This window comes from Streptomyces sp. NPDC086549 (assembly GCF_044746205.1).
Classification (GTDB): Bacteria; Actinomycetota; Actinomycetes; order Streptomycetales; family Streptomycetaceae; genus Streptomyces.
Genome location: NZ_JBIVBS010000018.1, coordinates 1 through 13,718, shown reverse-complemented (window position 1 = coordinate 13,718; position 13,718 = coordinate 1). Strand labels below are relative to the sequence as shown.

Here is a 13,718-nt window from a genome sequence, read left to right as displayed (position 1 = left end):
CAGTCTAGGGGGGGTACGAAAGGGTGGGGCAACCGGGCGGTGTGTTTTGTACGCCAATCGGTATGGCCGGTCATCCCGATGACGGGCCAGGTACCGATCCCAGTCTGGAATCCGTACCTGTCCTTTCGCTCAACTTGACGTTCGACGCAGGGAAACGGTTGCCCGCGGATCTCTAACGGGTGGATCACGACGATGTCTCCGCCCGGCACAGTGCCTGCCGCCGAACGGCGGCATCCCTACGCGTCGGACTCCCCGCGTATCACGGCGAGCACGCCGTCCAGCTCGTCCGGCTTCACGAGAACGTCACGAGCCTTGGAACCCTCGCTGGGTCCGACGATGTTCCGCGACTCCATGAGGTCCATCAGCCGCCCGGCCTTGGCGAATCCGACGCGCAGCTTGCGCTGGAGCATGGACGTCGACCCGAACTGCGTGGAGACGACCAGCTCGGCCGCCTGACAGAGCAGGTCGAGGTCGTCGCCGATGTCCTCGTCGATCTCCTTCTTCTGTTTGGTGCCCACGGTGACGTCGTCCCGGAAGATCGGCGCCATCTGGTCCTTGCAGTGCTGGACGATGGCCGCGACCTCCTCCTCGGTCACGAACGCGCCCTGCATGCGGGTCGGTTTGTTGGCGCCCATGGGCAGGAACAGGCCGTCGCCCTTGCCGATCAGCTTCTCGGCGCCGGGCTGGTCGAGGATGACGCGGGAGTCGGCCAGGGACGAGGTCGCGAAGGCGAGCCGCGAGGGCACGTTCGCCTTGATCAGACCGGTCACGACGTCGACCGACGGGCGCTGGGTGGCCAGCACCAGGTGGATGCCGGCCGCGCGCGCGAGCTGGGTGATGCGCACGATCGCGTCCTCGACGTCGCGCGGCGCGACCATCATCAGGTCGGCGAGCTCGTCGACGATCACCAGCAGGTACGGGTACGGCTGGAGTTCCCGTTCGCTGCCCTCGGGCAGCTTCACCTTGCCGTTGCGGATGGCCTCGTTGAAGTCGTCGATGTGCCGGAAGCCGAACGCGGCCAGGTCGTCGTACCTGAGGTCCATCTCGCGCACGACCCACTGGAGCGCCTCGGCGGCCCGCTTCGGGTTGGTGATGATCGGCGTGACCAGGTGCGGAATGCCCTCGTAGGCGGTCAGTTCGACGCGCTTGGGGTCGACGAGGACCATGCGCACGTCCTCGGGAGTCGCGCGGACCATGATGGAGGTGATCAGGCAGTTGATGCACGACGACTTGCCGGATCCGGTGGCACCGGCGACCAGGATGTGCGGCATCTTCGCGAGGTTGGCCGTGACGTAGCCGCCCTCGACGTCCTTGCCGAGCGCGACCAGCATCGGGTGGTCGTCCTCGGAGGCGTCCACAAGGCGGAGCACGTCACCGAGGTTGACCATCTCCCTGTCGGTGTTCGGGATCTCGATGCCGACCGCCGACTTGCCGGGGATCGGACTGATGATCCGCACGTCCGGGCTGGCGACGGCGTACGCGATGTTCTTGGTGAGTGCGGTGATCCGCTCGACCTTCACGGCGGGGCCGAGCTGGACCTCGTAACGGGTGACCGTCGGTCCACGGGTGAAACCCGTGACAGCGGCGTCCACCTTGAACTCGCCGAAGACCTTGCGCAGGGCCTCGACGATCGCGTCGTTGGCGGCGCTGCGCGCCTTGCCGGGTCCGCCGCGCGCCAGGAGGTCGAGCGACGGCAGGGAGTAGGTGATGTCGCCGGACAGTTGCAGCTGCTCGGCGCGCGGCGGCAGGTCGCGCACCTCCTCGGGGGCCGCCTTGGTCAGGTCGGGTACGACCTGCTCGACCTTGAGCTTCTCCTGCCTGGGCCGCGCGACCGGGGCCGGGACGGGCGTGGGGGTCGGCGTCGTGTTCTCGCGGTCGCCGATACTCACGCCCTGGGTGAGGTCGGCGACGAGCGGCGAGGGCGGCATGCCGTGCAGGACGGCGCCGTCGAGGTCGGCCGCGGCCGCCGCGGCGATGTCCACGGCGTCCAGCTGACGGTCCATCGCGGGCTGGGGCACCGCGGAGCGCCTGGGGCGGCTCCGGCGCTTGGCGAAGGCCTCCTGCTCGGCACCGTCCGGGTCGTACTCCTGGGGGGCGCCCTGGCGCCTACGGGGGCGCGCGGGCAGCGCCTCACGCCACTGCTCGTCGTAGCGCTCGTCCTCCTCGGTGAGTTCGTCCTGCGCGGGGTCGTGCAGGACGCCCAGCCGCACGCCGAGGGCCCGCAGTCGCTGCGGGATCGCGTTGACCGGGGTGGCGGTGACGACGAGCAGCCCGAAGATCGTCAGCAGGACCAGCAGCGGTACGGCGAGGACCTCGCCCATGGTGTACGTGAGCGGGGTCGCCGCGCCCCAGCCGATGAGGCCGCCGGCGTCCCTTATCTCCGTCATGCCGTCGCTGCGGGCGGGCGAGCCGCAGGCGATGTGGACCTGGCCGAGCACGCCGATGACGAGCGCGGACAGACCGATCACGATGCGGCCGTTGGCCTCGGGCTTCTCGGGATGCCGGATGAAGCGCACCGCGATGACCGCGAGCAGTATCGGCACGAGCAGGTCGAGACGCCCGAAGGCACCGGTCACCAGGATCTCGACGAGGTCGCCGACGGGGCCGCGCAGGTCGGCCCAGGTGCCGGCGGCGACGATCAGCGCGAGGCCGAACAGGAGCAGCGCGATGCCGTCCTTGCGGTGCGCCGGGTCGAGGTTCTTCGCGCCCTGCCCTATGCCCCGGAAGACTGCGCCCACGGCGTGGGCGAGGCCGAGCCAGAGGGCGCGCACGAGCCGGTAGATGCCCCCGGTGGGGCTCGGCGCCGGCTTCGGCGGCGGCGCCGACTTCTTCGCCGCAGCCTTCTTGGCGGGGGCCTTCTTCGCAGGGGCCTTCTTCGCCGATGCCTTCGCGGGAGCGGCCGCCTTCTTGGCGGGCTGCTTCTTGGCTGCGGACGGACGTGAGGCCATGGAAGTGAGATTACCGGTGGAGACGACAGTGGACACGCGTGCCCAATGCTTCACCCGATCGTGTCGCCCTTGTCGGGGCGCGAAACTGACGCGCGCTCATGCGCAACTGTGACCGAGGCGGGCGTCAGTTCTGCGTCGGGACCGATGGCGCGCCGCTCTCCGTGCCCGGTTCCAGGGCGTCGAGCGCCCGACGCAGCCCCGTGAGTTTGCGTTCCAGATGGGCGGCCGTGGCCACGGCCGCCGCGTCCGCGGAGTCGTCGTCCAACTGCTTGGACAGCGCCTCGGCCTGCTCCTCGACGGCCGCGAGCCGCGCCGACAGCTCGGCGAGCAGCCCTGCCGACTCCTTGCCGGCGCCGACCGCGCCCTTGCCGCCACCCTCCAACTGGAGCCGCAGCAGCGCCGCCTGCTCCCGCAGCTGGCAGTTCTTCATGTACAGCTCGACGAACACGGAGACCTTCGCGCGCAGCACCCACGGATCGAACGGCTTGGAGATGTAGTCGACCGCACCCGCCGCGTATCCGCGGAAGGTGTGGTGCGGGCCGTGGTTGATCGCGGTGAGGAAGATGATCGGGATGTCACGGGTCCGTTCTCGCCGCTTGATGTGCGCGGCGGTTTCGAAACCGTCCATTCCCGGCATCTGAACGTCCAGCAGAATGACCGCGAAGTCGTCCGTGAGTAGTGCTTTGAGCGCTTCCTCCCCGGACGATGCCCGCACCAGCGTCTGATCGAGCGCAGAGAGGATGGCCTCCAGCGCCAGCAGATTCTCCGGCCGGTCATCGACCAGGAGGATCTTGGCCTTCTGCACCATGGCCCGCCCTCCTCGCCCCGGCGGTACACCGGGCGCCGCCCCAGGGGACGACTCCCTTTCGCCGCCCGTCCTTGTGCCGGTCATGGTAGCCGCACCCCGCCCGTCGACACACCCTGTCACCGTGATGTCACTGTGCACGTAGCAGAAACGCAGCCGGAGACCAGAAGGTTCCCCGAATCCCGCAGTTCTACACGGGTTCGGCCACCCTGAGTCAACAACTCCGCGCGTACGCCAAAGGTTCCCACAGCATTCGCCCGGACCCCGCGCGGTCCCGTCACGCCGCGCGCATCCACTGCTCCATCACCGACAACAGGTGGTCCGGGTCGACCGGCTTCGTCACGTAGTCGGAGGCCCCCGACTCGATCGCCTTCTCCCGGTCGCCCTTCATGGCCTTCGCGGTCAGCGCGATGATCGGCAGCCCGGCGAACTGCGGCATCCTGCGGATCGCCGTGGTCGTCGCGTATCCGTCCATCTCGGGCATCATGATGTCCATCAGGACGACCGCCACGTCGTCGTGCTGCTCGAGGACCTCGATGCCCTCCCGCCCGTTCTCGGCGTACAGCACGGACAGGCCGTGCTGCTCCAGGACGCTGGTGAGGGCGAACACGTTGCGGATGTCGTCGTCGACGATCAGCACCTTCTCGCCGCCGAACCGCACCCCGCGGCGCACCTGCGGCGCCACCCCCTGCTCGCCGAGCGTCCACGGCTCCGTCCGCTCCTCGGTGACCGGGGCACCCCGGCGGCGGCGCCGGAAGAGGGCCGCGGCACCGTTCTGCGTCTCCTGGTACGACTTCACCTCGGCCGGCATCTCGATGCCCGCGCCGGACAGCCCGGCCATCTGCGCCTCGGAGGCGACCAGGTCGCCCGCCTCCAGCGCGGGCACCGACTGCTGGTAGCCCTGCGGCGGGAGTTCACTGGGGTGCAGCGGCAGATACAGCGTGAACGTCGAGCCGCGCCCCGGCTCGCTCTGCGCGTGGATCTCACCACCGAGCAGCTGTGCGATCTCCCGCGAGATCGACAGCCCGAGGCCCGTGCCGCCGTACTTGCGGCTCGTCGTGCCGTCCGCCTGCTTGAACGCCTCGAAGATCACCCGCATCTTGCTCGCCGCGATGCCGATGCCGGTGTCGGTCACCGAGAACGCGATCAGCTCCCCGTCCGGGTCGCTGAGCGAACCGGCCTCGAGGAGCTGCTCCCGGATGACGACGGGAACGCCCGCACCGGCCGGCCGGATCACGAGCTCCACCGACCCGGAGTCGGTGAACTTCACCGCGTTGGACAGCAGGTTGCGCAGCACCTGAAGGAGGCGCTGTTCGTCGGTGTGCAACGTGGCGGGCAGCTCCGGCGACACCCGTACGGACAGGTCGAGGCCCTTCTCCGCGGTCAGCGGGCGGAAGGTGGCCTCCACGTAGTCGACCAGCTGGACGAGCGCGATGCGCGTCGGGGAGACGTCCATCTTGCCCGCCTCGACCTTGGACAGGTCGAGGATGTCGTTGATCAGCTGGAGCAGGTCGGAGCCCGCCCCGTGGATGGTCTCGGCGAACTCGACCTGCTTCGGGGAGAGGTTCCCCTCGGCGTTGTCGGCGAGCAGCTTGGCCAGGATCAGCAGCGAGTTGAGCGGCGTACGCAGCTCGTGCGACATGTTGGCGAGGAACTCGCTCTTGTAGCGCATCGACACGGCGAGCTGCTCGGCACGCTCCTCCAGAACCTGCCGCGCCTCCTCGATCTCGGTGTTCTTCACCTCGATGTCACGGTTCTGCTGGGCCAGCAGCTCGGCTTTCTCCTCCAGCTCGGCGTTGGACGCCTGGAGGGCCTTCTGCCGGTTCTCCAACTCGGCCGACCGTTCCCTGAGTTGCTCGGTCAGCTCCTGCGACTGCTTCAGCAGCAACTCCGTCTTGGTGTTGACGGAGATCGTGTTGACGCTGGTCGCGATCATCTCGGCGATCTGGTTGAGGAAGTCCTTCTGGATCTGCGTGAACGGCGCGAAGGAGGCCAGCTCGATGACGCCGAGCACCTTGCCCTCGAACAGCACCGGCAGCACGATCACCTGCGCGGGCGGGGCCTCGCCGAGCCCGGAGGAGATCTTCAGATAGCCGCTGGGCGCGTTCTCCACCAGGATCGTGCGCTTCTCCTGCGCGGCCGTCCCGATCAGCGCCTCGCCCGGCCGGAACGACGTCGGCATGGAGCCCATCGAGTAGCCGTACGAGCCGAGCATCCGCAGCTCATACGCGTCCTCGTGCCCGGCGCTCGCGTCCTTGCCGTCGACGAGCGGCAAGGCGAGGAAGAACGCGCCGTGCTGAGCGGAGACCACCGGGGTCAGCTCGCTCATGATCAGCGAGGCCACGTCCGCCAGGTCGCGACGGCCCTGCATCAGCGCGGAGATGCGGGCCAGGTTGCCCTTGAGCCAGTCCTGCTCCTCGTTGGCGATCGTGGTGTCACGCAGGTTGGCGATCATCTTGTTGATGTAGTCCTGAAGCTCCTGGATCTCGCCGGCGGCGTCCACGTCGAGCTTCAGGTTGAGGTCGCCCCGGGTCACCGCGGTGGCCGCGCGCGCGATGGCTCGCACCTGCCGGGTCAGGTTCCCGGCCATCTCGTTCACGGACTCGGTGAGGTCCCGCCAGGTGCCGTCCACGTCACGCACGCGTGCCTGGCCGCCGAGCTGTCCCTCCGTACCCACCTCGCGGGCGACCCGGGTGACCTCCTCCGCGAAGGACGACAGCTGGTCGACCATCGTGTTGATCGTCGTCTTGAGTTCGAGGATCTCGCCGCGGGCGTCAATGTCGATCTTCTTCGTCAGGTCGCCCTTGGCGATGGCCGTCGTGACCATGGCGATGTTGCGCACCTGGCCAGTCAGGTTGGACGCCATCTGGTTCACCGACTCGGTGAGGTCCTTCCACGTGCCGGCCACGCCCGGTACGTGCGCCTGACCGCCGAGGATGCCGTCCGTGCCCACCTCGCGGGCCACCTTGGTGACCTGGTCGGCGAACGAACTCAGCGTCTTGACCATCGTGTTGATGGTGTCGGCGAGCTGAGCCACCTCGCCGCTCGCCTCGATGGTGACCTGCCGCGTCAGGTCGCCGTTGGCGACGGCCGCCGAGACCTGGGAGATGTTGCGCACCTGCATGGTCAGGTTGTTGGCCATCAGGTTCACGTTGTTGCTGAGGTCCTTCCAGATGCCCGTGACACCAGGCACGTGCGCCTGACCGCCCAGGATGCCCTCCGTGCCCACCTCACGGGCCACACGGGTCACCTGCTCGGCGAAGGACGACAGCTGATCAACCATCGTGTTGACCGTCGTGACGAGCTCGAGGATCTCGCCCTTCGCGTCAACAGTGATCTTCTTGGACAGGTCGCCCTTGGCGACCGCGGTCGTGACCTCGGCGATGTTGCGGACCTGGATGGTCAGGTTGTTCGCCATGAAGTTCACGGACTGCGTGAGGTCCTTCCAGGTGCCCGCGACCCCCTGCACCTCGGCCTGACCACCGAGCATGCCCTCGGTACCCACCTCACGGGCCACGCGCGTGACCTCCTGGGCGAACGACGACAGCTGGTCGACCATCGTGTTCAGGGTGTTCTTCAGCTCCAGGATCTCCCCGCGCGCGTCCACGGTGATCTTCTGGGACAGGTCACCCCGGGCCACCGCCGTGGCGACCTGGGCGATGTTGCGCACCTGGGCGGTGAGGTTGCCCGCCATGCCGTTCACGGAGTCGGTCAGGTCACGCCACACACCGGCCACACCGGGCACCTGCGCCTGACCGCCGAGACGGCCCTCCGTACCCACCTCGCGGGCCACCTTGGTGACCTGGTCGGCGAAGGCGGAGAGCTGGTCGACCATCGTGTTGATCGTGTTCTTCAGCTCGAGGATCTCGCCGCGCGCGTCGACGTCGATCTTCTGGGACAGGTCGCCCCGCGCCACCGCCGTCGTCACCTGGGCGATCTGCCGCACCTGCGAGGTCAGGTTCCCCGCCATGAAGTTGACGGAGTCCGTCAACTCCTTCCACGTACCCGAGACGCCGTCCACCCGCGCCTGACCGCCGAGGCGGCCCTCCGTGCCCACGTCCCGGGCCATCCGCGTCACCTGGTCGGCGAAGCTCGACAGCTGGTCCACCATCGTGTTCACGGTGTTCTTCAGCTGGAGCATCTCACCGGAGACGTCGACCGTGACCTTCTGCGACAGATCACCGTTGGCCACCGCCGTCGTCACCTGGGCGATGTTGCGGACCTGGCCGGTGAGGTTGCGGAATGCAGTGTTGACGGAGTCGGTCAAGTCCTTCCAGGTACCGGCCGCGCCCGGCACCTGGGCCTGACCGCCCAGCTCACCCTCGACACCGACCTCCCGCGCCACGCGCGTGACCTCGGCACCGAACGACGACAGCTGGTCGACCATCCCGTTGACGGTGTTCTTCAGCTCCAGCATCTCGCCGGCCACGTCGACCGTGACCTTCTGCGACAGATCACCGCTGGCCACCGCCGTCGTCACGGCGGCGATGTCCCGAACCTGCGTGGTCAGATTCCGGAAGACGGTGTTGACGGAGTCCGTCAGGTCCTTCCAGGTGCCCGCAGCACCCGGAACATTGGCCTGACCGCCCAGCTCACCCTCGACACCGACCTCCCGCGCCACGCGCGTGACCTCGTCCGCGAAGATCCGCAGCGTCTCGGTCATCTGGTTGATCGTCTCGGCGAGCTGCGCGACCTCTCCGCGCGCCGGGACGGTCACCTTCTGCGACAGATCACCGCTGGCGACGGCGGTGGTGACCTGGGAGATCCCGCGCACCTGGGCGGTGAGATTGCCCGCCATGGTGTTGACCGAGTCGGTGAGCTCCTTCCACACACCGGCCACCCCGGGCACCTGCGCCTGGCCGCCCAGAATGCCCTCCGTGCCCACCTCGCGGGCGACACGGGTCACCTCGGAGGAGAAGGAGGACAGCTGCTCCACCATCGTGTTGACGGTGTTCTTGAGCTCCAGCATCTCGCCGGCCACATGGACGGTGACCTTGCGGGACAGGTCACCCCGGGCGACCGCGGTGGTCACCAGGGCGATGTCCCGTACCTGCGCGGTCAGCCGGTTCGCCATCGTGTTGACGGACTCGGTCAGGTCCTTCCACGAACCGGACATACCGCGCACCCGGGCCTGACCGCCCAGCTTGCCCTCGGTACCCACCTCGCTGGCCACGCGCGTGACCTCGTCGGTGAAGGTCGACAGCTGGTCGACCAGATTGTTGACGGTCCGCCCGACCCGGAGGAACTCGCCGCGCAGCGGATGCCCGGTCCCGTCCGGCGCCTGCGTCCGCAGCTCCATGCGCGGCGACAGATCGCCCTCGGCCACCGCGGTCAGAACCCGGCCCACCTCGGAGACGGGCCGTACGAGGTCGTCGACGAGCGCGTTCGAGGCGTCGATCGCGGCCGCCCAGGAGCCCTCACAGGCCCCCGTTTCCAGCCGTTCCGTGAGTTTCCCCTCACGTCCCACCATGCGCCGCACCCGCGACAACTCACCCGTCAGATGCAGGTTGCGGTCGGCCACCTCGTTGAACACCGCGGCGATCTCCGACATCACGCCGTCGCCGGACACCGTGAGTCGCTTGCGGAAGTTCCCGTCGCGCATCGCCACGAGAGCCACCAGAAGTCGGTTCAGGGCAGCCGTGTCCACCACCGTGGTCCCGTTGCGCTGCTGGGACTGTCCGCCCTTCGCTCGCGCCTTCGTCCCACGCGTAGCTGCGCCAGACTCCACTGTGTCCCTCCCGCAGGGGTCGACCGTTACTGCCGTGCTCGGGTACTGCTGCTCGGTGTACCGGTTACCTCTGCGTACCAGTCACCGCTGCGTATTACTGCCAGATGTGATCCGGCCACACCAAGGGCTGCTGCCCGACATACACGGAACACACTCAGTCTGGCCGGACCTTCACAACAAGCCTGCCCAGTGTTTCACCCCTGCTGAACCCGGCCATAACAGTTCGGCAGCTTCGCACATCGTCCGCACACTCTGAGGGCGTAAACACCGGCGACCGGCATCGGATCGGACGGCGAAGGTAAGTAACCTTGCATGCGGCTGTCCAGCCGCACCGGTCCGTCCGGCCTGGGCGGTGGCACGAGAACGAGCGGGCATCGGAGGGGCGGCCGCAGACCATGACCACCGGAGTGATCCCCGGGGGACAGACCCCGGAGCCGCGGCCGTCGGGCACGCAGATGCCGCATCAACGGCACGAGCGGGCCGGCCACGGGGCCCTGCACATCGACAACCGGTCGAGGAGTTCTGTGATCACCGCGCGCGCGGCCGCCAACTTCGAGCCCGTCGGGCGGTCGGTCGCGACCGCCCGGTCCTTCGTCCGCGACACCCTCCAGGGCTGGGGCTTCGCCGACATCGTCGACGACGCCGTGGTCCTCACCAGCGAACTGGTGACCAACGCGGTGGTGCACGCGGGCACACACGCCGACGTCCTGTGCCTGCGCAGCGAGGACGGCGTACGGATCGAAGTGGCCGACCGCTACCCGGAGCGGGAAGTCCCGCTCCAGAGCTCGGCCGTCAACATGGGCAGCCCCGACCGCGAGGGCGGCCGCGGCCTCCAGCTCTGCGCCGCCCTGGCCGGCCGCTGGGGCGTGGAGTACACGCCCACGCACAAGAACGTCTGGTTCCAACTCGACCTCCCGGAGCGCCCTGTGGGCACCCGGGCCGCGGGCCCGTCCCTCCCCGCCGACCTCCTCCCCCTTGCCGACGGGCGGGTCCGCGTCGCGGTCGTCCAGATCGACCGCAAGGGCTCCGTCACGGCCTGGAACGAGGACGCCGAGGAACTCTTCGGCCACCCCGCCGACCAGGTCACCGGCAGGCCCCTGACCGACCTCGCTGCCTGGCCGCACACCCCGGGCACCGGCACCGGCATCGCGGAGGCGCTCCAACTCTCACGCTGGGAGGGCAGCTACGGAATCCGGGGCGCGGACGGCCGGGTGACCCCGGTGTACGCCTCCCACCTCCGGGTCCGCGACACGGGCGGCGAGCCCTCCACGGTCTGCCTCCTGGTACGGGACCACGAACGCGCCGTCCTCCAGACGCCGTTGCGCGTCCCGGCCTCCGACTCCCCCGCCGCCTCAGACGGCCAGAACACCGACCCCTTCGAGGTGTTCATCGGCTCCCCGGCTCCGGACGACCTCGACGGCCTCCTGCAGCGCACAGTGGAACGCGCCCGTGACATGCTCGACGGCGACTCCGCCTTCCTCCTGCTGGCCACCGACGACGAAACGGAGTTGGAGGTCCGCGCCTCCACCGGCCTGCCCTCCGCCCGCCAGCGCTTCGCCCGCGTGCCCGTCGAGGCGGGCCCCGGCCGCTACGGCTCGGCCCGGATGCCAGCCGTCCACGACGACCTGGCTGCCGTACCAGGCGCCGTACCGCTGCTGAACGGCACCGGCATGCGCTCCGTCGTCACCGTCCCGCTGAAGGTCGAGGGCCGCCTCACCGGCTCCCTCGGCGTCGCGGCGGAGGCTCCGGGCAGATACTCCAACGAGGAGGCGCTGCGCCTCCAGTTCGCCGCCGACCGCATCGCCCTGGCCGTCGAGTCCGCCCGCCTGGGCGAGCTGGAGCGCCTGCGCCGCGGCTCGCTCAGCTTTCTGGTCGAGGCCTCCGACCTGCTCGCCGGCACCCTGGACCGCGACCAGACCCTGGCCCTGATGGCCCAGATGACGGTCCCGACCCTCGCCACCTGGTGCGCCGTCTACACGATCGCCGACCAGGCCTCCGACCCGTACCTCTCGTACGTCCTGCACGAGGACGAGGAACTCATCGACGGCATCAAGTCGTTGCTCTCCAAGGTCCCCCCGCCCGACCCGGTACCCACGCCCGGCGCCCGCGTCTGGACGGCTCCCGGCGAGGTGGCCCACCAGGCGGCCCTGCGCAGTTCCATGCGCACCCTCGGCCTGGCCGGCGGCCCCACCCACCAGGTGGCCCCGGGCATCGGCCCGACCCTCGCCACGGCCTCCGCGGTCGGCGGAGAGACGGTCGTCCTGCCGCTCGTCGCCCGTAACCGCGTCATCGGCATGCTGACGCTCGGCAAGCCGACCGACGAACACTTCCGCCAGGAAATCCTGGAACTGGCCGAGGACTTGTCCCGCCGGGCCGCCCTGGCCCTGGACAACGCCCGCCTGTACTCGGAGCGCACGGCCATCAGCCAGTCCCTCCAGCGCAGCCTCCTGCCGCCGGGACTCCCGACCATCGAGGGTGTCGAGGTCGATGTGATCTACCGCGCGGCCGGCGAGGGCAACGAGGTCGGCGGTGACTTCTACGACGTCTTCCCGATCCGCGACGGGGCGTACGGCTTCGCCATCGGCGACGTCTGCGGTACGGGCCCGAACGCGGCGGCGGTGACGGGGCTGGCCCGCCATGCCCTGAGGCTGCTGGCCAGGGAGGGCCTGAGCGGCCCGGCGGTCCTGGAGCGCCTCAACTCAGCCATCCTCGACGAGGGGGAACGTAGCCGCTTCCTGACGCTCCTGTACGGCGAGATGCGCCCCCAGGATGACGGCAGCGCGGAACTGAAGGTCGTCTGCGCCGGCCATCCGCTCCCGCTCCGCCTGCGCCAGGACGGCACGGTGCAGGTCGCGGCCGAACCCCAGCCGCTACTCGGTGTCATCGAGGACCTGGAGCTGTACGAGCAGACGGTCACCCTGGACCCGGGCGATGTCCTGCTGTGCGTCACGGACGGCGTCACGGAGCGCCGCGAGGGCACCCGCATGCTGGGCGACGACGGACTCGCCGACGTCCTCACCACCTGCACCGGCCTCACGGCGGGCGCGGTCGCGGCCCGCATCATGCGCGCGGTGGAGCGCTTCGCGTCCGACGCACCGTCCGACGACATGGCGATCCTGGCGATGCGGGTTCCCGGCCGCCACATCGACTAGGGCCTGTCCGGGGTACGAGAAAGGCCCCGCCCAGAAGGGCGGGGCCTTTTCGCTGGAGCCCCCAAACGGAATCGAACCGTTGACCTTCTCCTTACCATGGAGACGCTCTACCGACTGAGCTATAGGGGCCAGTCACCTTTTGAGGTTTCCCTCGCGGCAACGGAATAGATCATACCCCGAACAGAGCGGTGTTCCCAAACTCGTTCAGTGCTCGCTCAGAAGGCGGGCTGGAGGAGTCCCCCGAGCGCATTGCACGCGGACACTATCCGCTGCATCTCCCGCTTCGTCAGCGAGGCGTCCACCGGCAGCGCCAGCGTTTCGTCGGCGGCCCGCTCGGTTTCCGGCAGTGACACACACCGCCGGTACTCCGGCAGCCGGTGCACAGGCGTCTTCACCGGCACCCGGCACTCAATACCCTTGGCCCGCACGGCCCGCGCGAAGGCGTCGCGGTCCGGCCGCCCGTTCCCGGGCACCCGCACGACGTACTGCTGATACGTGTGTCCGTCGCCGCCGTCGGGGGTGCGTACGCCCCTCAGCTTGCCGTCGAGGAACGCGGCACGCTCCCTGCGCTGGGCTATCTCGTCGTACGGTGCCTCGGACTCCCCCTGCTCCAGCACCAGCAGCCCGTGCCGCTGCCCGACACCGTGCAACCGGGGGATGTCCGCCCGGCGTCCGAAGCGGTGCACGACAACGACGGCGGCCGAACGGGGAGTTATGGCCGCCTCGACGGCGGACGCGTCCAGGCAGTACGTCACCGCGTCTATGTCGGCGAACACCGGAAGCGCGCCGGCCAGCGTCACGGCCTCGGCGACTTCCACGTTTCCGAAGGCCGGCACGATGACCTCGTCACCGACTCCGACACCGGCGGCCCTGAGCATTGCAGCAGTACCCATGCTCTGGATGCTCCGCGCGGAACGTGAACTTGAAGTTACGCATACCAAAAAAGGGTTGGTCCCTGAACCGAAGTTCAGGGACCAACCCTTTCAAAATTTGTTCGGCGGCGTCCTACTCTCCCACAGGGTCCCCCCTGCAGTACCATCGGCGCTGTGAGGCTTAGCTTCCGGGTTCGGAATGTAACCGGGCGT

Annotated in this window: 5 protein-coding genes, 1 tRNA gene and 1 rRNA gene; 1 reads left to right on the top strand and 6 read right to left on the bottom strand. The window is 69.1% G+C overall.

Annotated elements, in window-relative coordinates:
• Positions 1-236: 236 nt before the first annotated feature.
• The 3 genes from ACIPSA_RS40195 to ACIPSA_RS40185 all read right to left on the bottom strand — a co-directional run bounded on the left by ACIPSA_RS40195 (position 237) and on the right by ACIPSA_RS40185 (position 9,481).
• Entirely contained in the window at positions 237-2,948 is a 2,712-nt protein-coding gene (locus tag ACIPSA_RS40195; RefSeq protein ID WP_402644284.1) for a DNA translocase FtsK, read from the bottom strand.
• A 124-nt stretch (positions 2,949-3,072) separates the two neighbouring features.
• Complete coding sequence (locus ACIPSA_RS40190) at positions 3,073-3,756, bottom strand: two-component system response regulator (RefSeq protein ID WP_402644281.1); 684 nt, start codon at positions 3,754-3,756, stop codon at positions 3,073-3,075.
• A gap of 274 nt (positions 3,757-4,030) precedes the next feature.
• Complete coding sequence (locus ACIPSA_RS40185) at positions 4,031-9,481, bottom strand: HAMP domain-containing protein (RefSeq protein ID WP_402644279.1); 5,451 nt, start codon at positions 9,479-9,481, stop codon at positions 4,031-4,033.
• 395 nt (positions 9,482-9,876) lie between these two features.
• Here ACIPSA_RS40185 and ACIPSA_RS40180 point away from each other — a divergent pair, with 395 nt between their 5' ends.
• Positions 9,877-12,633, top strand: coding sequence for a SpoIIE family protein phosphatase (locus ACIPSA_RS40180; RefSeq protein ID WP_402644277.1), 2,757 nt, complete (start codon positions 9,877-9,879; stop codon positions 12,631-12,633).
• Between the two features lie 53 nt (positions 12,634-12,686).
• Here the strand turns inward: ACIPSA_RS40180 and ACIPSA_RS40175 are convergent.
• The 3 genes from ACIPSA_RS40175 to rrf form a co-directional block, all read right to left on the bottom strand.
• Positions 12,687-12,762 (bottom strand) — tRNA-Thr (locus tag ACIPSA_RS40175).
• 86 nt (positions 12,763-12,848) lie between these two features.
• On the bottom strand, positions 12,849-13,511 hold the full coding sequence (locus ACIPSA_RS40170; RefSeq protein ID WP_402644660.1) for a DegT/DnrJ/EryC1/StrS family aminotransferase: 663 nt from the start codon (positions 13,509-13,511) through the stop codon (positions 12,849-12,851).
• A 114-nt stretch (positions 13,512-13,625) separates the two neighbouring features.
• Positions 13,626-13,718: ribosomal RNA gene (gene rrf, locus ACIPSA_RS40165) — 5S ribosomal RNA — on the bottom strand; the annotation flags it as partial.